Source organism: Rhodococcus sp. X156, from assembly GCF_004006015.1.
In the GTDB taxonomy this organism is placed as follows: Bacteria; Actinomycetota; Actinomycetes; order Mycobacteriales; family Mycobacteriaceae; genus X156.
Genome location: NZ_CP034766.1, coordinates 2,122,791 through 2,144,781, shown reverse-complemented (window position 1 = coordinate 2,144,781; position 21,991 = coordinate 2,122,791). Strand labels below are relative to the sequence as shown.

22 protein-coding genes are annotated in these 21,991 nt (G+C 73.4%); 12 read left to right on the top strand and 10 right to left on the bottom strand.

Annotated features, from left to right (window positions below):
• Positions 1 to 136 precede the first annotated feature (136 nt).
• Entirely contained in the window at positions 137 to 1,519 is a 1,383-nt protein-coding gene (locus ELX43_RS10150; RefSeq protein ID WP_127783326.1) for an RNA polymerase sigma factor, read from the bottom strand.
• Between the two features lie 133 nt (positions 1,520 to 1,652).
• Positions 1,653 to 2,432, bottom strand: coding sequence for a polyphosphate--glucose phosphotransferase (gene ppgK / locus ELX43_RS10145; protein ID WP_206517991.1), 780 nt, complete (start codon positions 2,430 to 2,432; stop codon positions 1,653 to 1,655).
• A 122-nt stretch (positions 2,433 to 2,554) separates the two neighbouring features.
• Here ppgK and ELX43_RS10140 point away from each other — a divergent pair, with 122 nt between their 5' ends.
• Complete coding sequence (locus tag ELX43_RS10140) at positions 2,555 to 3,397, top strand: inositol monophosphatase family protein (RefSeq protein WP_127783322.1); 843 nt, start codon at positions 2,555 to 2,557, stop codon at positions 3,395 to 3,397.
• Between the two features lie 12 nt (positions 3,398 to 3,409).
• Here the strand turns inward: ELX43_RS10140 and cei are convergent, their stop codons facing one another.
• Positions 3,410 to 4,111 carry an envelope integrity protein Cei gene (cei, locus tag ELX43_RS10135; protein ID WP_277601695.1) on the bottom strand — a complete coding sequence of 234 codons (702 nt, stop codon included), beginning with the start codon at positions 4,109 to 4,111 and terminating at the stop codon, positions 3,410 to 3,412.
• 200 nt (positions 4,112 to 4,311) lie between these two features.
• Positions 4,312 to 5,439, bottom strand: coding sequence for a phosphotransferase family protein (locus ELX43_RS10130; protein ID WP_127783320.1), 1,128 nt, complete (start codon positions 5,437 to 5,439; stop codon positions 4,312 to 4,314).
• 394 nt (positions 5,440 to 5,833) lie between these two features.
• On the opposite strand from ELX43_RS10130, the gene ELX43_RS10125 reads away from it, so the two are divergent.
• The gene (locus ELX43_RS10125; protein ID WP_127783318.1) at positions 5,834 to 6,136 is read left to right on the top strand and encodes a DUF4193 domain-containing protein; all 303 of its coding nucleotides are present in this window, start codon (positions 5,834 to 5,836) and stop codon (positions 6,134 to 6,136) included.
• A gap of 99 nt (positions 6,137 to 6,235) precedes the next feature.
• Here the strand turns inward: ELX43_RS10125 and ELX43_RS10120 are convergent, their stop codons facing one another.
• Positions 6,236 to 6,751, bottom strand: a complete 516-nt coding sequence (locus ELX43_RS10120; RefSeq protein WP_127783316.1) for a DUF3093 domain-containing protein — start codon at positions 6,749 to 6,751, stop codon at positions 6,236 to 6,238.
• 25 nt (positions 6,752 to 6,776) lie between these two features.
• On the opposite strand from ELX43_RS10120, the gene dut reads away from it, so the two are divergent.
• The gene (gene dut, locus ELX43_RS10115) at positions 6,777 to 7,280 is read left to right on the top strand and encodes a dUTP diphosphatase (protein ID WP_241248890.1); all 504 of its coding nucleotides are present in this window, start codon (positions 6,777 to 6,779) and stop codon (positions 7,278 to 7,280) included.
• Between the two features lie 2 nt (positions 7,281 to 7,282).
• Complete coding sequence (locus ELX43_RS10110) at positions 7,283 to 8,017, top strand: DUF3710 domain-containing protein (protein WP_127784809.1); 735 nt, start codon at positions 7,283 to 7,285, stop codon at positions 8,015 to 8,017.
• Here ELX43_RS10110 and ELX43_RS10105 read toward each other — a convergent pair.
• The gene (locus ELX43_RS10105) at positions 8,014 to 8,754 is read right to left on the bottom strand and encodes an alpha/beta hydrolase (RefSeq protein WP_127783312.1); all 741 of its coding nucleotides are present in this window, start codon (positions 8,752 to 8,754) and stop codon (positions 8,014 to 8,016) included. The two genes, ELX43_RS10110 and ELX43_RS10105, sit on opposite strands and share 4 nt — an antisense overlap.
• A 113-nt stretch (positions 8,755 to 8,867) precedes the next feature.
• Here ELX43_RS10105 and ELX43_RS10100 point away from each other — a divergent pair, with 113 nt between their 5' ends.
• Both ELX43_RS10100 and ELX43_RS10095 read left to right on the top strand, forming a co-directional pair.
• Complete coding sequence (locus tag ELX43_RS10100; protein ID WP_127783310.1) at positions 8,868 to 9,245, top strand: OB-fold nucleic acid binding domain-containing protein; 378 nt, start codon at positions 8,868 to 8,870, stop codon at positions 9,243 to 9,245.
• 49 nt (positions 9,246 to 9,294) lie between these two features.
• Positions 9,295 to 9,972 (top strand): DUF3159 domain-containing protein, encoded by a 678-nt coding sequence (locus ELX43_RS10095; protein WP_127783308.1) that lies wholly within the window; start codon positions 9,295 to 9,297, stop codon positions 9,970 to 9,972.
• 15 nt (positions 9,973 to 9,987) lie between these two features.
• Here ELX43_RS10095 and ELX43_RS10090 read toward each other — a convergent pair whose 3' ends face one another.
• Positions 9,988 to 10,644, bottom strand: a complete 657-nt coding sequence (locus tag ELX43_RS10090; protein WP_127783306.1) for a TrkA family potassium uptake protein — start codon at positions 10,642 to 10,644, stop codon at positions 9,988 to 9,990.
• A gap of 57 nt (positions 10,645 to 10,701) precedes the next feature.
• A complete protein-coding gene (locus tag ELX43_RS10085) occupies positions 10,702 to 11,364 on the bottom strand; it encodes a TrkA family potassium uptake protein (protein ID WP_127783304.1) in 663 nt (220 codons plus the stop codon).
• Positions 11,365 to 11,479: 115 nt separating this feature from the next.
• Between ELX43_RS10085 and ELX43_RS10080 the strand changes: the two genes are divergently transcribed.
• The 6 genes from ELX43_RS10080 to ELX43_RS10055 all read left to right on the top strand — a co-directional run bounded on the left by ELX43_RS10080 (position 11,480) and on the right by ELX43_RS10055 (position 20,000).
• A complete protein-coding gene (locus tag ELX43_RS10080) occupies positions 11,480 to 13,486 on the top strand; it encodes an APC family permease (RefSeq protein ID WP_127783302.1) in 2,007 nt (668 codons plus the stop codon).
• Positions 13,487 to 13,526: 40 nt separating this feature from the next.
• Positions 13,527 to 14,786, top strand: coding sequence for a TRAM domain-containing protein (locus ELX43_RS10075; RefSeq protein WP_127783300.1), 1,260 nt, complete (start codon positions 13,527 to 13,529; stop codon positions 14,784 to 14,786).
• Between the two features lie 161 nt (positions 14,787 to 14,947).
• Entirely contained in the window at positions 14,948 to 16,105 is a 1,158-nt protein-coding gene (locus tag ELX43_RS10070) for a CaiB/BaiF CoA-transferase family protein (protein WP_241248889.1), read from the top strand.
• 49 nt (positions 16,106 to 16,154) lie between these two features.
• A complete protein-coding gene (gene dxs, locus ELX43_RS10065) occupies positions 16,155 to 18,095 on the top strand; it encodes a 1-deoxy-D-xylulose-5-phosphate synthase (protein ID WP_206518232.1) in 1,941 nt (646 codons plus the stop codon).
• A gap of 74 nt (positions 18,096 to 18,169) precedes the next feature.
• Positions 18,170 to 18,835 (top strand): response regulator transcription factor, encoded by a 666-nt coding sequence (locus ELX43_RS10060; RefSeq protein ID WP_127783296.1) that lies wholly within the window; start codon positions 18,170 to 18,172, stop codon positions 18,833 to 18,835.
• Positions 18,836 to 18,842: 7 nt separating this feature from the next.
• The gene (locus ELX43_RS10055) at positions 18,843 to 20,000 is read left to right on the top strand and encodes a HAMP domain-containing sensor histidine kinase (protein ID WP_241248888.1); all 1,158 of its coding nucleotides are present in this window, start codon (positions 18,843 to 18,845) and stop codon (positions 19,998 to 20,000) included.
• Here ELX43_RS10055 and ELX43_RS10050 read toward each other — a convergent pair.
• On the bottom strand, positions 19,997 to 21,253 hold the full coding sequence (locus ELX43_RS10050) for a ribonuclease D (protein ID WP_206518231.1): 1,257 nt from the start codon (positions 21,251 to 21,253) through the stop codon (positions 19,997 to 19,999). The genes ELX43_RS10055 and ELX43_RS10050 overlap by 4 nt on opposite strands.
• A 128-nt stretch (positions 21,254 to 21,381) precedes the next feature.
• Positions 21,382 to 21,948, bottom strand: coding sequence for a DUF3000 domain-containing protein (locus ELX43_RS10045; protein ID WP_127784805.1), 567 nt, complete (start codon positions 21,946 to 21,948; stop codon positions 21,382 to 21,384).
• Between the last annotated feature and the right edge of the window lie 43 nt (positions 21,949 to 21,991).

Here is a 21,991-nt window from a genome sequence, read left to right as displayed (position 1 = left end):
CCCCGGTGCACGGCTGGCGCGGGCGATCTGCCCCCACACGCAGCCAACCGCCGCCCGCGGGACGCGGACGACGGTTGGTAGCGGGTGCAGACCGGGTGGGGCGCGCTGGGTGGTACTTGCAGACGCCCCAAGGGGGCTAGTCCAGGTAGTCGCGCAGCACCTGGGAGCGGGAGGGGTGGCGCAGCTTGGACATGGTCTTGGACTCGATCTGGCGGATGCGCTCACGCGTCACGCCGTAGACCTGGCCGATCTCGTCCAGGGTGCGGGGCTGGCCGTCGGTGAGGCCGAAGCGCAGCCGCACCACCCCCGCCTCGCGCTCGCTGAGGGTGGCCAGCACCGACTGGAGCTGGTCCTGCAGCAGCGTGAAGCTGACGGCGTCCACGGCCACCACGGCCTCGGAGTCCTCGATGAAGTCACCGAGCTGGCTGTCGCCCTCGTCGCCGATGGTCTGGTCGAGGCTGATGGGCTCCCGGGCGTACTGCTGGATCTCCAGCACCTTCTCCGGGGTGATGTCCATCTCCTTGGCCAGCTCCTCCGGAGTGGGCTCGCGGCCCAGGTCCTGCAGGAGCTCGCGCTGGATGCGCCCGAGCTTGTTGATGACCTCGACCATGTGCACCGGGATGCGGATGGTGCGAGCCTGGTCGGCCATGGCGCGGGTGATGGCCTGGCGGATCCACCAGGTGGCGTAGGTGGAGAACTTGTAGCCCTTGGTGTAGTCGAACTTCTCCACCGCGCGGATCAGGCCGAGGTTGCCCTCCTGGATGAGGTCCAGGAACGCCATGCCGCGACCGGTGTAGCGCTTGGCCAGCGAGACCACCAGGCGGAGGTTGGCCTCGAGCAGGTGGTTCTTGGCGCGGTTGCCGTCCCGGATCACCCAGGACAGGTCACGGCGCTGGGCGACGGGGAGCTTCTCGCCCTTCTCGGCGATGAGGCGCATGCGCTCGACGGCGAACAGGCCGGCCTCGATGCGCTTGGCCAGCTCGACCTCCTCCTCGGCGTTGAGGAGGGCGACCTTGCCGATCTGCTTGAGGTAGGCGCGGACGGAGTCGGCCGAGGCGGTGAGCTCGGCGTCCTTGCGCGCCTGGCGCAGGGCCTCGGACTCCTCCTCGTCCCAGACGAAGTCGCCGGAGGCCTTGTCGGCCGCAGACGGCTCGAGGTCCACCTCGTCCTTGTCGTCGTCACCGGCAGCGCCGACGGCGAGCACCTCGACGACGTCGTTCTCCGGGGCGACGTCGCTGTCCGGCAGGTCGGCGGAGCGACCGGCGGCCAGGTCCACGACCTTGGGTCCGGCGTCGGCCTGCTTCTCGGCGGTGGCCTTGGCCTTGGCGGTCCGCTTGGCGGGGGCCTTGGCGGGGGCCTTGGCGCCGGCCGCAGCCTTGGCGCCGGCCGCGGCCTTGGCGGTCGCCGCAGGCTTCGAGGCAGTCGTGCTGCGGGCCGCCTTCTTCGCGGGTGCCTTGACGGCGGTCGGCTCAGCCGCGCTCGTCTCCGCTGCGGTCTGACGGGTGTTTGTGGCTGCCACGTATGCCCTTTCGCGACTGTTCGTGCGGCGTCACGCCGAGGTGCTTTCGGCGGAGAGGTCATGTGGGTGTGTCCCGGCGTCGGCCGCAGACATCAACCCATTGTAGCGACTCCTGGCTGGTTACCCGCTCCGGTCAGTTTGGGAGGTCCGCCGCAACCGCCATCGCCGCGCCCACGATGCCCGCGGTGTTCTTCAAGGTCGCGGCCACCACGTTCGTGCGGTTGTCGAGCAGGGGGATCCACTTGTGGCCCTTGCGGCTCACCCCGCCGCCGGCGATGAACAGGTCGGGCCAGAACAGGTCCTCCATCTTGCGCAGGAACCGCGAGACGTAGGGGGTCCACTCGTCCCAGCTCAGGTGACGCTCGTCTCGCACCGACGCGGCCGCGGAGTGCTCGGCGTCGTCGCCGTCGAGCTCCATGTGGCCGAACTCGGTGTTGGGCAGCAGCACCCCGTCGTGGATGATCGCCGAGCCGATGCCGGTGCCGAAGGTCAGCAGGATCACCAGCCCGCTGACGTCCTTGCCCGCGCCGTAGTGGTACTCCGCCAGCCCGGCGGCGTCGGCGTCGTTGAGCACCCGCACCGCTCGCCCGCCCAGCGCCTCGCTGAACAGTGCGCGGGCGTCCGTGCCGATCCACGCCTTGTCGATGTTGGCTGCCGTCAGCGCGACACCGTCCTTGACCACCGACGGCAGGGTGAGCCCCACCGGGCCGTCCCACTCGAACCGGCGGGTCAGCTCCGCGGCGGTCTCCGCCACCGCGGCTGGCGTGGCGGGCTGGGGGGTGGCGATCTTGAGCCGCTCCCCGATCAGCGCGCCGGTCGACAGGTCGACGATGCCGCCCTTGATGCCGGTGCCGCCGACGTCGATACCGAAAGCCCGTTGGTCCGCGGGCACGTCCGCCGTGGTGGTCGTCATCGTCATCGGCTCCTCGGTGCAGGTGTGGTCGCCCTGACCCTAGTTCGTGCCGGGCCCGTCGTCGCCCGCACCACGAGGGCCAGGTCAGGGCGCGCTGGCCCGTGGTGTGCTGCGATGGCGGCATGACTCACCCCACCGCCGGCTCCCAGCGCCCCGATCCACTGGGGGTCGAGCTCCGCGAGGTCGCCGTCCAGGTCGCCACCGCCGCCGCCGAGCTGGTGGCCCGCCGCCGTGCGGAGGTGCTCGGCAGCGGGACGGTGCGCACCAAGACCTCCGGCACCGATCCGGTGACGCTGGCTGACACCGAGTCCGAGCAGCTCATCCGGTCCGAGCTGGGGCGGCTGCGACCCGGGGACGCGGTGCTGGGCGAGGAGGAGGGCGGGGATGCAGCCGTCGACGGTCTGCGCTGGCTGATCGACCCCATCGACGGAACCGTGAACTTCCTCTACGGGCTGCCCTTCTACGCGGTGTCGGTGGCGGTGCAGCGCGACGGGCAGAGCATCGCCGGCGCAGTGGTGGAGGTGAGCAGCGGGCGGGTGTTCTCCGCGGCGCTGGGGGCCGGCGCGACCCTGGACGGCCAGCCGCTGCGCTGCAACGACGTGACCGACCCCGCGCTGGCCCTGGTGGCCACCGGGTTCGGCTACCAGGCCAGGCGCCGCGTCACCCAGGGCGCGGTGGTGGCCGAGCTGCTGCCGCAGGTGCGCGACGTGCGCCGGGTGGGTTCGGCGGCGCTGGACCTGTGCGCGGTGGCGGCGGGCTGGCTGGACGCCTACTACGAGCACGGGCTGAGCCCGTGGGACTGGGGGGCGGGGGTGCTGATCGCCGCCGAGGCCGGCGCGGACGTGCGCCCGCCCCCGGCCACCGCCCCCGGCAGCCACGGCGAGCTCACCTTCGCGGCGGCCCCGGGCGTGTCCGCGGCAGTGCTGAGCCTGGTGGAGCGGGCCTGGAGCGGCCCGATGCCCTGACCGGGGCTGGTCTCAGCAGCTGACCGAGAGGGCCTGGGCCAGCTCGGTGGAGTCCGGCGCCGGGGTCTGCGGGTCGGCGGCGTGCTTGGACAGCGCCGTCAGCGCCGCGGTCACGTCGGCGTCGGAGCTGAGCGAGCTGAACACCGTGCCCAGCGCCAGGTCGACCGTCTGGTCCTTGCGGTCGTCCTGCACCAGCTCGGCGCAGGGCACCAGCAGCTGCAGGGTGCGTGCCGCCGGCTTGCCGGCCTCGCCGAAGCGGACCTGGGCCTGGCAGCGCATGTCCTGCGCGGTGAACACCGTGTCGTTGCCGGAGGCCATGTCCGGCGCCGGGGTGAAGCCGAGCTGGGCCAGCTGCGCGGCCACCAGCGAGGCCTGCCCGCGCTGACCGTTGGCGTTGAGCACCCGCACCTGGGCGGCCTGGGGCGCGGACGGCGGAGCCGCGGCCAGGTCGGCCGAGGTGATCTTGGTGCCCTGCTCGGTCTGCGGCACACCCACCTCGATGCCGGCGTTGTCCCCGGCGGGGGTGGGCTCGGGGCAGACCGAGGTGTCCGCCGCCGTGCTGCTCTGGGTGAGCACCTGCACCCACACCACCAGCACCAGCACGCTCAGCACGACGAGCAGCGCAATGGCCGGCAGGGGGCGACGACGTTGGTACCCGTCGTGCGCTCCCGGAGGGCCGCCCGGCGACCGACTTCCCGTGCTCAGCGAAACCACCGCGTGTCCTGCCCTTTCGTTCCGCCGCGTGAGGGCTGCTGCGACAGACCGCTGCTGAGCAGCGCTGCCCCCGCCACGGCCAGGTGAAGGGTCCGCCCGGTGCCGGCGCAGGGCCAGGTACCCGCGGTTCCCGCGACCAGACTAGGTGGCCGCGGGCGCGGGCCGGCGCAGTGTCCCGGCGCGGGCCCGTCCGGGCGTGTCTAGCGGACGCCGTGGTCGAGGACGTGGTGGCCCAGCGCCACCAGCGGGTCCAGGGCGGTGAGGATGCCGGCGGCGGTGCGGGCGTCGGCCGCGCCGGCGTTGGCGCGGGCGGCAACGCCGGCCAGCACCACCGCCAGCTTGAAGGCGCCGAACGCCACGTAGAACTGGATGTCCTGCTCCAGGGCCTGCGGGTCGAGGTCGCGTCGGTGCGCGTAGTGGTGCAGCAGCTCGATGCGGGTGGGGAAGCCGGGCAGCCGAGTGACGCTGGGCAGCACCTGGGCCGCGCGCCACACGTCCTGCTCCTCGGCCTGGTGCCAGTAGATGAACATCAGCCCCAGGTCGGACAGCGGATCCCCCAGGGTGGACATCTCCCAGTCCAGCACCGCGCGGACCTGGGCGGGGTCCTCGGGGGCGAAGATCATGTTCTCCAGCCGGTAGTCGCCGTGCACGATGCTGGCGCCGGCCGAGGTGGGCACCGCGACGCTGAGGCGCTCGGCGAGCCGGGTGAGCTCCGGGCGGGGGCTGTCACTGCCCGAGGCGGCGGCCAGCCCGTCGCGCCAGGTCTCCCACTGGGCGCTCCAGCGGCGCAGCTGCCGGGCCATGAAGCCCTCCGGCCGGCCGAACTCGGCCAGCCCGACCGAGGACGGGTCGATGCTGTGCAGCTCGGCCAGGCAGTTCACCATCGCCGCACCCGCCCGCGCGCGGACGCCCGGCCGATCAGCCCAGGCGTCGCCCTCGGCGCCGGTGGGCACGGTGCCCTCGACCAGCTCCATCACGTAGAAGGGGGCGCCGAGCAGGTCGGCCTCGCGCTGCCCGGCCAGCACCTGGGGGACGGGCACGGCGGTTCCGGCCAGCGCGGTGAGGACGGTGCGCTCCCGGCCCATGTCGTGCGCGGTGGCGGCCACCGAGCCCAGCGGCGGCCGCCGCAGCACCACCGAGCCGGCCGGGCTGTGCACGCCGAAGGTGAGGTTGGAGCGGCCGTCGCCGATGGGCGTGACGTCGCAGGTGGCCCACCGCGGGTCGTCCAGCTGCTGGGCGAGCCAGGGTCCGACCACCTCCGGGGGAGCGCCCTCGCGCACGGTGTCCACGGCCGGCGGACGGGGCTGGGCGGTCTGCTCGCTGCTCATCCGCGCACCGTACAACCGCGCCCCGTCCACCGCCGGGAACCGGGTGTGCCACGAAACACAGGCTCTTCTGGCCGGGAATCGGGCACATCTCACCTGCCGTTCAGGTTCGTCGGCTATGGTCCAGCCGCTCCGCCCGCCACGATGTCTTCCCCGAGCACGCGAAAAGCGTGACGTAGATCACACTGGCGGCCGGGCACAAGGAAGGTCACCTGAACGTTGAGCAGCCACACCTGGCGAACGCCGAACAGGTGACGAGCCTGCTCTGAGGTGTCAGCTTCGCGAGACCAGCTCAGGACACCACCGCACCGGGCACCAACTCCCCAGCGGGCGCACCACCAGCACGGCCGGGCAACACACGGGCAGCACGAGAGACAGGCAGGACAGGGGAACAAAGATGGCACAAGACTACGACGCTCCACGACGCACGGAGTCCGACGACATATCCGAGGACTCGCTCGAGGAGCTCAAGGCGCGACGCAACGAGGCGCAGTCCTCGGCCGTCGACGTCGACGAGACCGACACCGCGGAGTCCTTCGAGCTTCCCGGCGCAGACCTCTCCGGTGAGGAGCTGTCGGTGCGGGTGGTGCCCAAGCAGGCGGACGAGTTCACCTGCTCCAGCTGCTTCCTGGTGCACCACCGCAGCCGCTTCGCCGGCGAGCGCAAGGGCATGCCGATCTGCCGCGACTGCGCGGCCTGAGGCGCACTGCCGCCCGCGCCCTGCACCACCGAGGGACGGCGCACACAAGAGGGGGAGGCCTGCAGCTGCAGGCCTCCCCCTCTTGTCGTGCGGGTGTGCTCAGTCGCGCTCGGCGCCCAGGCCAGCCTCCTGCAGCGCGGCGATGACGCGGTCCGGGTGGCGGGTGCTGACCAGCCAGTACGGCGTCGGGTCGTCGGGGTCGTCCAGCACCAGCAGCACCATGGTGGGCACCCAGGTGCGGTGCTGCACGTAGGCCGCCGGGTCGAGCTGGCGGCCCATGGCGGCGCGCTTGGCGGTGGCCGGCACCGGCGCCGCACGGGCGATCAGCGACACCGGGATGTGGGCGTCGCCCACCCGGAGCTCGCCGTCGCGCACCGACAGCCGCAGCGAGCCCATGCGGACCAGCGTCCAGGCCGCGAACGGCACCAGCACGACGTAGGGCAGCCACGCACGCACTCCCGGTGCGCCCATGTGCACCTCGGCGGCCAGCAGGGCGGCCACGAAGATGCCCAGCGGCCACCACCACCACGGGACCCACAGCCGCTCGGTGTAGGCGCCGCGGGTGGTTGCGCCCGCTCCGGTCGTGGAGCTGGCTGGTGATGCAGGTTCGGCCATGGTCCCCAGGGTAGTCTCGGCCGCCGTGCCATCCCCCTCTGCCGTCCATGCCGCTCCCGAGCAGCTCGAGGTCGCGCTGCGGCGACTGCACCCGGACGCGGTGGTGCCCCGTCGGGCGCACGCCGACGACGCCGGCGTGGACCTGTGCACCCTGGACGAGGTGCGGCTGGAGCCGGGTGAGCGGGTGCTGGTGGGCACCGGCCTGGCTCTGGCGCTGCCGCCCGGCTACGTGGGCCTGGTGCACCCCCGCTCCGGCCTGGCGGCCCGCCTGGGACTGGGCGTGCTCAACGCACCAGGCACCATCGACGCCGGCTACCGCGGGGAGATCAAGGTGTGCCTGGTCAACCACGACCGTTCCGCCACGATCGAGCTGCAGCGCGGAGACCGGGTCGCCCAGCTGCTGGTGCAGCGGGTGGCGCAGGTCAGCTTCGTCGAGGTGGACGAGCTCGCTGACACCGAACGCGGAGCTGGTGGGCACGGCTCCACCGGCATGAGCACACTGGGTAGCACCACGACTGAGGGGCAGTGACGATGTTTGGGCGGCGCAACAAGCGGGCGAGCGAGGCGGAGGCCGAGGCCACCGTGACCGACATTCCCGAGGACCTGCTGGCCGAGCAGGCGGACGACGACGCGGACATCCCCGCCGACGGCCCCTACGACAGCAGCGAGGTCGACGCCGAGCCGGAGGCCGACGGTCGCCTCGACCTGGGGTCGGTGCGGGTGCCGCTGCTGGAGGGCGCCCAGATCCAGGTGGAGATGGAGGAGGACGGCACCCTGCGGGCGCTGCACCTGCTCACCGAGGTCGGCCGCATCACCATCGCCGCCTTCGCCGCGCCGCGCAGCGAGGGCATGTGGCGCGAGGTGCTCGGCGAGCTGGCCCAGTCCCTCAAGGACGACGGCGCCGAGGTTCGCCTCGAGGACGGCCACTGGGGCCGTGAGGTGATCGGCGTGGGCGCCGGCGCCACCATGCGGTTCATCGGCGTGGACGGTCCGCGCTGGATGGTGCGCTGCGTCGCCGCCGGCCCGGACGAGAAGCAGGCCGAGCTGGCCGACGTGGCCCGTGCGCTGCTGCGGGACACCGTGGTGGTGCGCGGCACCGAGCCGCTGCCGGTCCGCTCGCCGCTGCCGGTGCGCCTGCCCACCGTGCTGGCCGACCAGCTGGAGGCGGCCCGCGCCCAGCAGGACGCTGGCGCCCAGGGACCGGCTGGTGAGGAGTCGGACGCTCCGGACTCGTCCGGTCAGCCGAGCTCCCCCCAGAACAGCTAGCGGACGGCCCGCGCTGCCGACACCGCGCGGGCGGCCTGCCAGGCCCGCACGCACGCGGTCCCCAGCACCCCGGGGTCGGCGCCCAGCTCGGCCAGCGTCACCGTGTCCAGCACGGCCGCAGGGGCGCAGGCCACCCACTGCTGGGCCACCGCGAGCGGGTGCACCGGGTCGTCCACCGCGCCCGCCACGCCCGTCGGCACACCCAGCTCGGCCAGCTCCGTCGCCGTGGGCCCCACAGCGGTGGCAGCGTGGTCCATGGCCGTGGGCAGAGCGGGCCACTGCCGGCGCCAGGCGCGGCTCAGCTCCGCGGACAGCCACGGCGGTGTGGAGGCGTTCACCTCGGCCAGCACCGCCTCCAGACCGTGCTCCCGCAGGCGCCGGGCGGAGAAGCGGGCACTGAGCGCGGCGGGCGCGTCACCCGGCTCGCCCAGCCACGCCGGCAGCGCGACCAGCAGGCCACTGAGGACTCCTGGGTGCTCCCGGGCCCAGCCTGCCGCCACGGTGGCCCCAAGTGAGACGCCCCCCACAAGTAGCGCTCCGTGACAGTCCCGCGCCGCAGCGTCCAGTGCTGCGCGGTAGCCGGCCACCACGTCGACCGGGTCGGGCTCGACCGCCACCAGGTCGATCCCGCAGGCGGCGAGCGCTTTTCCGAACGCCCGGCGGACGAAGTCGGCGTCCGAGCCGGTGCCGGGCAGCAGCACCGCGCGGGGCGGGGGACGGTGTCCGATTTCGGGCATGCACCCGATCCTTCCCGGTTGGGGTTACGCGGTGTACACAGGGAGCGTTAGGCTCACCAAGCCCAACACCTGGGACCGTCCCAGGTACCTCCTCAAGCGCAACGGAGCGCCCCATGGCCAGCACCGAGGCCGGCTACTTCCGGCGGCTCGCCCGCCGCCTCACCACCGACGTCGCCGAGCTCGACGCCCATGAGATCACCCAGACCTCGGAGGCCGCCGGCGCTCGCCGGGCCTGCGACTGCTCGCGGGGCGAGGAGGTCACCGTGCTCGGGCGCCTCCGCAGCACCGAGGGCAGCCCGGCCGGGTGCGACGCCAGCCTGGAGGCCGAGCTCTTCGACGGCACCGACGGCATCACCCTGGTGTGGATCGGCCGCCGCCGCATTCCCGGCATCGAGGCGGGCCGCACCGTGCAGGTGCGCGGTCGCCTCGCCGAGCGCAACGGCGCCAAGGTGCTCTACAACCCGCACTACGAGCTGCAGTGTGGGCAGTAGCGATCCAGCTGCTGGTTCCCGCACACCTCCCGAGCCCCCGGCACCGCCGGTGACGTCGCCGGTCCAGAAGACCCTGCTGGAGCAGATGGGCGGCACCAGCGGAGTGCTCGCCTCCAGCCTGCCCGTGGTGGTCTTCGTCGTCGTGAACTCGCTGACGAGCCTGACCCCGGCCATCTGGTCCGCGGTGGGGACCGCGGCCGCCATCGCCGTGCTGCGGGCGGTGCGCAAGGAAGGCGTCCAGCCGGCGATCTCCGGACTCTTCGGCGTGGCCATCGCCGCCTACATCGCCCACCGCACCGGCACGGCCAAGGGCTACTTCCTGCTGGGCATCTACACGAGCCTGGTCTACGGAGCGCTCTTCGCGCTGTCGGTGCTGGTGCGGTGGCCGCTGGTGGGCGTGGTGTGGTCGTTCCTCAACGGGCACGGCTGGGCCTGGCGCGCGCACCGGGGCGCGGTCCGCGCCTACGACGTGGCCACGCTGGCCTGGGTGGCGGTCTTCGGAGCGCGCTTCGTGGTGCAGCAGTGGCTCTACGGCAACGACCAGGAGGGCTGGCTGGCCACCGCGCGGATCGGCATGGGCCTGCCGCTGTACGGCCTGGCGCTGCTGGTGACCTTCGCCTGCGTGCGCCGAGCCGACCGCATCATCGAGGCTGGGACGCCCCCGGTCGCACCAGCGCCCCCCGAGCCGCCGGGCCAGCCCAGCGCGGGGCCGCAGCAGCGAGACTGACGCCCCGGGTCTCGCTCAGCGCTTGAGCGCGGTGCGGATCTGGTCCTCCACCTCGACCGAGGCCACGAACAGCAGCTCGTCGCCGCCCTCGAAGGAGTCGTCGGGCAGCGGCACGATCACCCGGCCGCCGCGCAGCACGGTCACCAGCGCGGCGTCGCGGGGCAGCTGCAGGCTGCTCACCGGCTTGCCCGCCAACGGGGTGTCCAGCGGCAGCGTCACCTCCACCAGGTTGGCCTGGCCCTGGCGCAGCGTCATCAGGCGCACCAGGTCGCCGACGGACACCGCCTCCTCGACCATCGCGGCCAGCATGCGCGGGGTGGAGACCGCCACGTCGACGCCCCAGGCCTCGGTGAACAGCCACTCGTTGCGCGGCTCGTTCACGCGGGCCACCACGCGGCGGACCGCGAACTCCGTCTTGGCCAGCAGGCTGACCACCAGGTTGGCCTTGTCGTCACCGGTGGTGGCGATGACCACCTCGCAGTCCTGCAGCCCCGCCTCCTCCAGGGAAGCCAGCTCGCAGGCGTCGGCATGCACCCACTCCGCGGCGGGGACCGCGCTGCCGTCGATGTGGGAGAGGTCGCGCTCGATGAGCATCACCTCGTGGTCGTTCTCCACCAGCTCCCTGGCGATCGAGCGGCCCACCTTGCCTGCTCCGGCGATGGCGACCCTCATGTGTCCTGCTCCTGTCGGTGGTCGTGGCTGCCCGTGCTCGGCTGGCTCGTCATGCGCTCACTCCTCCGGCGGCGGCGCGGCGGCGAGCACCGAGGCCTCGGCGACAGTGCCGGCGACCGCGGCCACGTACACCTGGTCGTCGGCCTGCACCACCGTGCGCCGGTCGGGCAGCACACCGACGCCGAAGCGCAGGATGAACGCGACGCGGGCGCCGATGGTCTGCTCCAGGTCGGTGACGCGCCGGCCCGCCCAGTCCTCGTGCAGGGTGACCTCGAGCACCGCGACGGTGCCGGAGGGATCACGCCAGGCGGTGGAGCTGCTGTCCTGCATCAGGGTGCGCAGGAAGCGGTCGGTGGTCCAGGGCACGGTGGCGACGGTGGGGATGCCCAGCCGCTCGTACACCGCGGCCCGCTTGGCGTCGTAGATCCGGGCCACCACCCGCTCCACGCCGAAGTTCTCCCGGGCCACCCGGGCGGAGATGATGTTGGAGTTGTCACCGCTGGAGACCGCGGCGAACGCGCCGGCCCGCTCGATGCCGGCGGCGATGAGCACGTCCCGGTCAAAGCCCATGCCGGTGATCTGTCGGCCGGCGAAGTCGGCGCCGAGGCGACGGAAGGACAGGGCGTCGCGGTCGATCACCGCGACGTCGTGGCCGAGGCGCTCGAGCCCGGCCGCAAGCGACGACCCGACGCGCCCACAGCCCATGATGACGACGTGCACTTGTGCTGACCTCCAGCTGGTGGCTCCCGGAAGTAGCGAACGCTACAGCCAGCCGCTGCGCAACCGTGGCCAGCCCGGCCGGTGCTGACGCGCTGGGGGCCTACGCTTCACCCTCGTGCCCACCATCTCGAGCGTGGCCAAGCGCCTGCTGCTTGGCCGCCCCTTCCGCAGCGACACCCTGAGCGACACGCTGCTGCCCAAAAGGCTCGCGCTACCGGTGTTCGCGTCCGACGCCATGTCGTCGGTGGCCTACGCACCGCAAGAGATCTTCCTGATGCTCTCGGTGTCCGGGCTGGCGGCGTACACCTACGCGCCGTGGATCGGCCTCGTGGTGGCGGTGGTGATGCTCGTGGTGGTCACCAGCTACCGCCAGAACGTGCACGCCTACCCCTCCGGCGGTGGCGACTACGAGGTGGCCACGGTGAACATCGGCAAGCCGGCCGGGCTCACCGTCGCCAGCGCGCTGCTGGTCGACTACACGCTCACCGTCGCCGTCTCGATCTCCTCCGCCGCGGACAACATCGGCTCGGCCGTGCCGTTCATCGCCACCCACAAGGTGACCTTCGCCGTGGCGGCGATCATCCTGCTCACCGCGGTGAACCTGCGCGGGCTGCGCGAGTCCGGCACCGCCTTCGCGCTGCCGACCTACGCCTTCATGGGCGGCATGCTGGTGATGATCGCCTGGGGACTGAGCCGGATCCTGCTGCTCGGCGACGACGTGCAGGCGGAGTCGGCCAGCTTCGAGCTGGTCCCCGAGCACGGCAGCGAGCTCACCGGGTTCGCGCTGGCCTTCCTGCTACTGCGCGCGTTCAGCCAGGGCTCGGCGGCACTCACCGGGGTGGAGGCCATCAGCAACGGGGTGCCCGCCTTCCGCAAGCCCAAGTCCAAGAACGCGGCCACCACGCTGCTGCTGCTCGGCGTCATCTCGGTGACCATGCTGCTGGGCCTGGTCAGCCTGGCGGTGCTCACCGACGTGCGCATCGCCGAGGACCCGGCCACCCAGCTGCACGGAGCCCCCGCCGGCTACGAGCAGAAGACCTTGGTGGCGCAGATCGCGCAGGCCGTGTTCTCCGGCTTCTCCCCGGGCTTCTACTTCATCGCGGCCGTCACCGGCCTGGTGCTGGCCCTGGCGGCCAACACCGCGTTCAACGGCTTCCCGGTGCTCGGCTCGATCCTGGCCCAGGACCGCTACCTCCCGCGCCAGCTGCACACCCGTGGCGACCGGCTGGCCTTCTCCAACGGCATCGTCTTCCTCGCCGCCGCCGCGATCGTGCTGGTGGTGTCCTTCCAGGCCAGCGTCACCTCGCTGCTCAACCTGTACGTGGTGGGGGTGTTCGTCTCCTTCACGGTGAGCCAGTTCGGCATGGTTCGGCACTGGAGCCGGCTGATGCAGGTGGAGACCGACCCGATGGCGCGTCGAGGGATGCGGCGGTCCCAGACCATCAACGCGGTGGGCATGACCATGACCGGTGCCGTGCTGGTGATCGTGCTGCTCACCAAGTTCCTGGCGGGTGCGTGGATCGCGATCCTGGCGATGGGCATGCTCTACCTGATGATGACGATGATCCACCGGCACTACCAGCGGGTGGCGGTGGAGCTGGAGTCGGCGGAGGGTGAACAGGTGCTGCCCAGCCGCAACCACTCCATCGTGCTCGTCTCCAAGCTGCACAAGCCGACCATCCGGGCGCTGGCCTACGCCCGGGTGACCCGGCCGGACGTGCTGGAGGCGGTGACGGTGAACGTCGACGACAAGGACACCCGGGCGCTGGTGCGGGAGTGGAACGCCCGCAACATCCCGGTGCCGCTGAAGGTGGTGGAGTCGCCCTACCGGGAAATCACCCGACCGGTCCTGGACTACGTGAGCCGGGTGCGCCGGGAGTCCCCGCGCGACGTGGTGACGGTGTACGTGCCGGAGTACGTGGTGGGGCACTGGTGGGAGCAGCTGCTGCACAACCAGAGCGCGCTGCGGCTGAAGAGCCGGCTGCTGTTCCAGCCCGGCGTGATGGTGACCAGCGTGCCGTGGCAGCTGACGTCGTCGCAGAAGGGCGGCAAGACCGACTCACCGTCGGTGACGCCGGGGGCGTCCCGGCGCGGATTCGACGAGCGGACGGCACCACGATGAGCTCCAGGATGAGCACCACGACGAGCAGGACGGCACCACGATGAGCAGCACGGCAGCACCGGGGGAGAGCCTGGACTGGACGGGGGAGACGCTGGAGCTGGAGCTCGGCGCCCCCGGGCACGGCGGGTTCTGCGTGGCCCGGCACGAGGGTCGGGTGGTGTTCGTCCGCCACGGCCTGCCCGGCGAGCGGGTGCGCGCGCTGGTCACCGAGGACCGCGGCGGGTCGTTCTGTCGTGCCGACGCCGTGGCGGTCCTCACCGCCTCGCCCGACCGGGTGGTGCCACGCTGCCCGGTGGCCGGTCCCGGCGGCTGCGGTGGCTGCGACTTCCAGCACGCCGCGCTGCCCGCCCAGCGGCAGATGAAGGCCATGGTGGTGGCCGAGCAGCTGCGCCGCCTCGGCGGGCTGGACCTGACCGCCGAGGACGTCGTGGTGGAGGAGCTGCCCGGCGCGCCCGACGGCCTGGGCTGGCGCAGCCGGGTGCGGATGGCGGTGACCGCCGACGGACAGCCGGGCTTTCACCCACACCGCAGCAACGACGTGATCCCGGTGCTGGGCTGCCCGCAGGCGGTGCCGCACGCCCTGGACGACGTGGTGGGCCAGCAGTGGACCCCCGGTGCGGACCTGCAGGTGGTGCGCGACGGCGCGGGGGAGCAGCACGTGGTGGAGCTGACCACCCCGCAGCGCCCGCAGCGCGGCCGGCGCAAGCCGCGCCCGGTGGCCCAGCTGCGCCGCGGCAGCGCCACCGCCACCGAGCAGGCCGCGGGGCGCACCTGGGCGGTGTCCGCCGACGGCTTCTGGCAGGCCCACGTGGGCGCGGCCGAGGTCTACGCGCAGGTGGTTGCCGAGCTGGCCGACGCCCCGACGGGCGGCACGGCCTGGGACCTCTACAGCGGGGTGGGCCTGTTCTCCGCGGTGCTGGCCGAGCAGGTGGGGGCTGCGGGCACCGTGGTGGCGGTGGAGTCCTCCCGCCAGGCGGTGGCCGACGGCACCGCGGCGCTGGCCGACCTGCCGCAGGTGCGCATGGTGGCCGGGCAGGTGGAGCAGCAGCTGCGGACGCTGCCCGTGCCGGTGGACGTGGTGGTGCTCGACCCGCCGCGCAGCGGAGCCGGACGATCGGTGGTGGAGGCGATCACCGCGGCCGAGCCCACCCGCATCGTCTACGTGGCGTGCGACCCGGCGGCGCTGGGCCGCGACGTGGCCCTCCTGGGCGCGCAGGGCTACCGGCTGAGCGTGCTGCGCGCCTTCGACGCCTTCCCGATGACCCACCACGTGGAGTGCATCGCCCTGTTCCAGCGCTGACTCCGTGGGGCGTCTGCAAGTACGCCCAAGCGGAGCCCGCTGCGTCGGCAACCGCTACCAAGGCAGTCCGCTCAGTGGAGGTGCCTGACAGCGGCGTGGGTCACACCAGATACCGTCTGCGCTGACCGTAAGTGCTGCCTGAACGAGAGTGGGATCACATCGTGGCCGGACCGCTGCAGGGACTGAAGGTGCTGGAGATCGCCAGCCTGGCGCCGGGGCCGTTCGCGGTCACGATGCTCGCCGACATGGGGGCGGAGGTGCTGCGGGTGGACCGCGCGACCGCGGTCGGCGGCACCGCTCCCGCCGACCCGCCGCTGGACCCGCTGGGCCGCGGCCGGCGCTCGGTGGCGGTGGACCTCAAGGACCCCGCCGGCGTGGAGGTGGTGCTGCAGCTGGCCGCGCAGGCCGACGTCCTGGTGGAGGGCTTCCGCCCCGGTGTCTGCGAGCGGCTGGGCTTCGGCCCCGAGCAGTGCGCCGAGCGCAACCCCGGACTGATCTTCGCCCGGCTCACCGGCTACGGCCAGGACGGTCCGCTGAGCCAGGCCGCCGGGCACGACCTCACCTACCTCGCCTACTCCGGGGCGCTGCACCCGATCGGTCCGATGGACGGTCCGCCCGTGCCGCCGGTGAACTACGTGGCAGACTTCGGCGGCGGCGCGATGATGCTGGTGGCCGGCGTGCTCGCCGCGCTGTACGAGCGGCAGAGCTCCGGGCGCGGCCAGGTGGTGGACACCGCCATGAGCGAGGGCGCGGCCATGCTCACCTCCATGCTGCACGGCTGGCAGGCCAGCGGCTTCTGGCCCACCGAGCGCGGCGGCGCCATGCTCGACGGCAGCGCCCCGTTCTACCGCTGCTACACCTGCGCCGACGGGCAGTTCATGGCCGTCGGGGCCATCGAGCCGCAGTTCTACGACCAGCTGCTCACCGGGCTGGGCCTGGGCGCCGGCGACGTCGCCGACCGCAACGACCCGTCCAGCTGGCCCGCGCTGACCGAGACCTTCACCACGATCTTCGCCAGCCGCACCCGCGAGGAGTGGACCAAGGTCTTCGACGGCACCGACGCCTGCGTGGCGCCGGTGCTCTCCCCGGCCGAGGCCGTCACCCACCCGCACGCCGTCGCTCGGGGCTCGTTCGTCCAGGTCGCCGGCATGACGCAGCCCGGACCGGCCCCCCGGCTGACCCGCACCCCCAGCTCGGTGCGCTCTCCGGCACCGCACCCGGGCCAGCACACCCGGGCCGCTTTGATCGACTGGGGCGTAGGGACGGACGAGGTTGACGCGCTGCTGGCGGCGGGGGCCGTCCGCTCCAGCGCTACGTAGAGTGGGACGGGTTCTGTCGTCTTCTCGGAGGGTTGTGAGTGCTGTGAGCCTGTTGCGAGGTGTCCAGTCGCCCGCCGATCTCCGGCGCCTGGACCTGGCCGAGCTCCGCGTGCTCGCGACCGAGATCCGTGAGTTCCTCGTGCAGAAGGTGGCCGCCACCGGCGGCCACCTGGGGCCGAACCTCGGTGTGGTGGAGCTGACGCTCGCGCTGCACCGGGTGTTCGACTCCCCGTCGGACCCGCTGATCTTCGACACCGGTCACCAGGCCTACGTGCACAAGATCGTCACCGGCCGCCAAGGCGGCTTCGACACCCTCCGCATGAAGGACGGCCTGTCCGGCTACCCCTCGCGCGCGGAGAGCGAGCACGACTGGGTGGAGTCCAGCCACGCCTCGGCGGCGCTGTCCTACGCTGACGGGCTGGCCAAGGCCTTCCAGCTGCGCAAGCAGCGCCGGCACGTGGTGGCGGTGGTCGGTGACGGCGCGCTCACCGGGGGCATGTGCTGGGAGGCGCTGAACAACATCGCCGCCGGCCAGGACCGCTCGGTGGTCATCGTGGTCAACGACAACGGCCGCTCCTACTCGCCCACCATCGGCGGGCTGGCCAACCACCTCGCCGCGCTGCGGGTGCAGCCGGCCTACGAGAAGGCGCTGGCCACCGGCCGCAGGACCGTGCAGCGCCTGCCCTGGGTGGGTCGCTCCGCCTACGCGCTGCTGCACGGGATGAAGGTCGGCATCAAGGACGCGGTGAGCCCGCAGGCGATGTTCGCCGACCTGGGCATCAAGTACCTCGGTCCGGTGGACGGGCACGACCAGCAGATGATGGAGGCCGCGCTTCGCCGCGCCAAGGCCTTCGGCGGCCCGGTGATCGTGCACGCGGTCACCCGCAAGGGGATGGGCTTCGCCCCCGCGGAGAACCACGAGGCCGACCAGATGCACTCCACCGGCATCATCGACCCCATCACCGGCGCGCCGGTGGGCACCGCACCGCAGGGCTGGACGTCGGTGTTCGCCGCCGAGATGGTCGCCCACGGCGCGCTGCGCCCGGAGCTGGTGGCCATCACCGCCGCCATGCCCGGTCCCACCGGGCTCACCCCGTTCGCCGAGAAGTACCCGGACCGGTGCTTCGACGTGGGCATCGCCGAGCAGCACGCGATGACCTCCGCGGCCGGCCTGGCCCTGGGTGGCATGCACCCGGTGGTGGCGGTCTACGCCACCTTCCTCAACCGCGGGTTCGACCAGCTGCTGATGGACGTCGCGCTGCTGCGCCAGCCGGTCACCCTGGTGCTGGACCGGGCGGGCATCACCGGCTCCGACGGGGCCAGCCACAACGGCATGTGGGACCTCTCCCTGCTCGGCGTGGTGCCGGGCATGCAGGTGGCCGCCCCGCGGGACGCGCAGACCCTGCGCGAGGAGCTCACCGAGGCGCTCGACGTCACCGACGGGCCCACCGCGCTGCGCTTCCCCAAGGGCGCCGTCCCCGAGCAGGTGCCGGCCCTGGAGCGCCTGCCCGGCGGCACGGACGTGCTGCTGCGCCCGGACACCGACGACGCCCGCGACGTGCTGCTGGTGGCGGTCGGTGCCTTCGCCGACCTGGCGCTGCAGACCGCGCAGGGCCTGGCCAAGCAGGGCATCGGCGTCACCGTGGTGGACCCGCGCTGGGTGCTGCCGGTGAGCGAGGACCTGGTGGAGCTGGCCCGCGGGCACCGGCTGGTGCTGACGCTGGAGGACGGCGGCGTGCACGGCGGCGTCGGCTCGGCGGTCTCGCAGCGCCTGCGCACCGCGGAGGTCGACGTGCCCTGCCGCGACCTCGGCGTCCCGCAGCAGTTCCAGGACCACGCCTCGCGCGGGCAGGTGCTGGCCGACGTCGACCTCACCGCCCAGCACCTGTCCCGCAAGATCACCGGCTGGGTCGCCGCGATGTCCACCGACGTGCTCTCCGGCGCCCCGGAGAGCGACCAGCAGGAGACCGGCGAGTCCGAGCGGCACTAGCCCGCAGGGCTCTCCGGCACCCCTGCGCAGGTGCGTCTCAGAAAGGTCACAGGCTGACGTGGCAGTCTGGGCGGGTGCGCATTCTGGTGGTGGAGGACGAGGAGCCGTTGGCTGAGGCCGTGGCCAGGGGACTGCGGCGTGAGGGCATGGCGGTGGACGTCGCCCTGGACGGCCTCGCCGGCCAGGAGAAGGCGTCGGTGACCCGCTACGACGTGGTGGTGCTCGACCGCGACCTGCCCGGTGTCTCCGGCGACGCGCTCTGCCAGGAGCTGGTGGCCGGCGGCGGGATCAGCCGGGTGCTGATGCTCACCGCCAGCGACAGCGTGGCCGACACGGTGTCCGGGCTGGCCATGGGTGCCGACGACTACCTCACCAAGCCCTTCGCGTTCCCCGAGCTGGTGGCCCGGGTGCGGGCGCTGGGCCGGCGCACCACCCCGGCCACCCCGCCGACGATGGTGGTGGGCGACCTGGAGCTGGATCCCGCCCGTCGCACCATCCACCGCGACGGCCGGCTGGTGGAGCTCACGCGCAAGGAGTTCGGCGTCCTGGAGGTGCTCATGGCCGCGCAGGGCGCGGTGGTGAGCAGCGAGGAGCTGCTGGAGCGGGTGTGGGACGAGAACGCCGACCCGTTCACCACCACGGTGCGGGTGACGATGATGACCCTGCGCAAGAAGCTGGGTGAGCCCGGCGTGATCGACACGGTGGTGGGGTCGGGCTACCGCCTGCCCGTGCAGGACTGAGCCCCCCGTGGGTCTGCGGCTGCGGCTGACGCTGCTGGCCACCGCGCTGGTCGCGGGGATGAGCCTGGTGCTGGTGCTGCTGGCCTGGGTGCTGGCCGGACGCACCTCGTCGCCGGTGGCGGTGCTGCCCGCGTCTGCGCCCGTGGTGGTGGACGGCGTGGTCACCACCCCCGAGGTGCTGCTGGCCACCGTGCGCGACCAGGCCCAGGCCGACGTCCTGGGCCACGGCTCGGTGGCGGTGCTGCTGGTGGTCGCCGCGGCGGCCCTGCTGGCGTGGACGCTGACCGGTCGGGTGCTGCGGCCCCTCACCGACGTGACCGCCACGGCCCAGGCGCTGTCCCAGACCACCCTGCACGAGCGCACCCGCCTCGCCGGTGCCGCCGGTCCCCGCGACGAGGTGGGCCGGTTGGCCGAGGCCTTCGACCGGATGCTCGATCGGCTGCAGCAGTCCTTCGAGGCCCAGCAGCGGTTTGTCGCCGACGCCAGCCACGAGCTGCGCACCCCGCTGGCAGTGATGCGCACCGAGGTGGACGTGACGCTGGCCGACCCGTTCGCCGACGCCGCCGAGCTGCGCCGGATGGGGGAGGTGCTGCGCGACGCCACCGACCGCGCCGAGGCGATGGTGGCGGGCCTGCTCATGGTGGCCCGCACCAGCGCGACAGGTCTGGCCGTGCACGAGCGGGTGGACCTGGTCCCGCTGGTGGCGCCGGCGCTGGCGGCGGTGGAGCCGGAGCGGGCTGCGCGCCAGGTCACCGTCACCCGCCAGCTGCAGCCGGCGACGACGATCGGGGACCCGGCACTGCTGGCCCGGGTGGTGGGCAACCTGGTGGAGAACGGGGTGCGCCACAACGTCCCCGGCGGGTGGCTGCGGGTGCGCACCGAGGTGGCGGCCACCGGCGCGGTGGTGCTGACGGTCACCTCGTCCGGGCCGCCCGTGGCCGCCCACGAGGTGGCCGCGCTGTTCGAGCCGTTCCACCGCGGGGGCACCGGCCGCACCGCGCACCGGGGGTCGGGCCTGGGCCTGGCCATCGTGGCCGCGGTGGTGCAGGCGCACGCGGGCACCGTGCACGGGGCGCCCGTGCCCGGTGGGGGCCTGGAGGTGACGGTGACGCTGCCGCCCGCGCCACCGACCGGACCGGCCGGCAGCTCCGAAACGGCTGGCTAGCTGCTGCCCGGGACAGCCTCGGCGGTGTCGGCGGTGCTGCGCAGCGCCTGGGCCAGCGGCTCGGCCAGCAGCTCGCGCTGCCACGGCCGGGCGCCACCGGCGCGCAGCACCTCCGCCACCGCGGCGACGTCCAGGTCGGCGGGCGGGCTCCAGCAGACCCGGCGCAGCAGGTCGGGCAGCAGCAGGTTCTCCGCCGGCACCCGGTGCTGCTCGCTGAGGGTTGTGAGCGCGCTGCGGGCGGCGGTCATCCGGGCTGCGGCGTCGGGGTCGCGGTCGGACCAGCGGCTCACCGGCGGCGGGCCCTCGTGCTGGGCGGTGACGGTGGGCAGCTGGTCGGCGGGCAGCGCGCGGGCCCGCTCCAGCGCGGTCAGCCAGGTACGGGCCTGCCGCCGCTGGGCGCGACCGCCAAAGACCGGCAGCGTGGTGAGCGCGCCGACGTCGGTGGGATCGGCCACCGCGGCGCTGACGATCGCGGCGTCGGGCAGCACCCGGCCCGGGGCGATGTCACGGGCGGCGGCCACCTTGTCCCGCTCCAGCCACAGCTCGCGGATCGCGGCCAGCTGACGGGGCTTGCGCACCTTGTGGATCCCGGAGGTGCGCCGCCACCGGTCGGGCTTGGGCTTGGGGCCACCGGCGGTGCGCACGTGCTCGAACTCCTGGCGGGCCCACTCGGTCTTGCCCTGCTCGGCCAGCTCGGCGGCCAGGGCGTCGCGCAGCTCCAGCAGCACCTCCACGTCCAGCGCGGCGTACACCAGCCAGTCGTGCGGCAGCGGCCGCTTGGACCAGTCGTCGGCGCCGTGGCCCTTGGTCAGCGCCAGACCGAGCACCCGCTCCACCATCGCGGCCAGCCCCACCCGCTCGAAGCCGGCGAGGCGCCCGGCCAGCTCGGTGTCGAACACCGAGGCGGGGTGCAGGCCCAGCTCGGCCAGGCAGGGCAGGTCCTGGCTGGCGGCGTGCAGCACCCACTCGGGCCCGTCCAGCGCGGCGGCCAGTGGCGCCATGTCACTGGCAACGGGGATGGGGTCGACCAGGAACGAGCCGGCGCCGCGGCGGCGCAGCTGCACCAGGTAGGCGCGCTGGGAGTAGCGGAAGCCGGAGGCTCGCTCGGCGTCCAGCGCCACCGGGCCCGTGCCGGCAGCCAGCTGCTCGGCGACCGCGGTCAGCGCACCGGCGGACGTCACCAGGTCGGGCACGCCGTCGGCGGGGGTGAGCAGCGGCACCGCACTGGGCACCAGCGCCGCGTCGGGCGCCAGCTCCTGCGCGGACGGGTCGGTCTCGGTGCGTGCCTGCTCAGGGTTGTCGACCACGGCACCAGACCCTACGGCGCGGGGCGAGCCGCCCGACGCTGCGGGCGGGTGCGGGGCCACCACGGTGCGGGGCGTCAGTCGCGGCGCGGCGGGAGGGAGTGGACGCCGAGCGGGGGCAGGCCGGCGGCCGAGCTGAGCGCAGCGCAGAAGGCGTCGGCGTGCGCGGCCAGCGCCGGGGTGCTCGCCGTCCACGACGCGCGCAGCTCCAGCTGGTTGGTGCGGGCCGGACCGGCCAGGTCGCCGAAGCGCACCGAGGACGTCACGGTGACCGTGCCGCCCAGCGCGGTGTAGTCCGCCCCACTCTGCACCAGGGCGTCCAGCAGCCAGGTCCAGCCCACGTCGGGCAGCAGCGGGTCGTTGGCGGTGTCGGCGTCCAGCTCGGCCTGGATGTAGGCGACCAGGCGCAGGGTGCCGTTCCAGGCGTCGTGGCCGTCCGGGTCGTGCAGCAGCACCAGGCGGCCGCTCGCCTCGCTGTGCTCGCCGTCGGCGCCCTCGACCTCGGCACCGATGGCGTATGTGTAGGGCGCCAGCTTCTGCGGCGGGCGGATGGGGCCGAGCTCGATCTCGTCCCGTGCCGAGGCAGCGGACAGCGCGGACACTGCCTTGCGGAACTCCTCTGGCTGGGCCAGCACACCGGACATCGTCACACGAACGGACGCTAGCCGCGGGCTGGTCCCGCGGACC

Excerpts from the sequence above, each read along its gene's own strand:
- ppgK (WP_206517991.1), bottom strand. The coding sequence starts at position 2,432 with ATGACGACCACCACGGCGGACGTGCCCGCGGACCAACGGGCTTTCGGT.
- ELX43_RS10140 (WP_127783322.1), top strand. The coding sequence starts at position 2,555 with ATGACTCACCCCACCGCCGGCTCCCAGCGCCCCGATCCACTGGGGGTC.
- ELX43_RS10130 (WP_127783320.1), bottom strand. The coding sequence starts at position 5,439 with ATGAGCAGCGAGCAGACCGCCCAGCCCCGTCCGCCGGCCGTGGACACC.
- ELX43_RS10125 (WP_127783318.1), top strand. The coding sequence starts at position 5,834 with ATGGCACAAGACTACGACGCTCCACGACGCACGGAGTCCGACGACATA.
- ELX43_RS10120 (WP_127783316.1), bottom strand. The coding sequence starts at position 6,751 with ATGGCCGAACCTGCATCACCAGCCAGCTCCACGACCGGAGCGGGCGCA.
- ELX43_RS10110 (WP_127784809.1), top strand. The coding sequence starts at position 7,283 with ATGTTTGGGCGGCGCAACAAGCGGGCGAGCGAGGCGGAGGCCGAGGCC.
- ELX43_RS10105 (WP_127783312.1), bottom strand. The coding sequence starts at position 8,754 with ATGCCCGAAATCGGACACCGTCCCCCGCCCCGCGCGGTGCTGCTGCCC.
- ELX43_RS10100 (WP_127783310.1), top strand. The coding sequence starts at position 8,868 with ATGGCCAGCACCGAGGCCGGCTACTTCCGGCGGCTCGCCCGCCGCCTC.
- ELX43_RS10090 (WP_127783306.1), bottom strand. The coding sequence starts at position 10,644 with ATGAGGGTCGCCATCGCCGGAGCAGGCAAGGTGGGCCGCTCGATCGCC.
- ELX43_RS10075 (WP_127783300.1), top strand. The coding sequence starts at position 13,527 with ATGAGCAGCACGGCAGCACCGGGGGAGAGCCTGGACTGGACGGGGGAG.
- ELX43_RS10045 (WP_127784805.1), bottom strand. The coding sequence starts at position 21,948 with ATGTCCGGTGTGCTGGCCCAGCCAGAGGAGTTCCGCAAGGCAGTGTCC.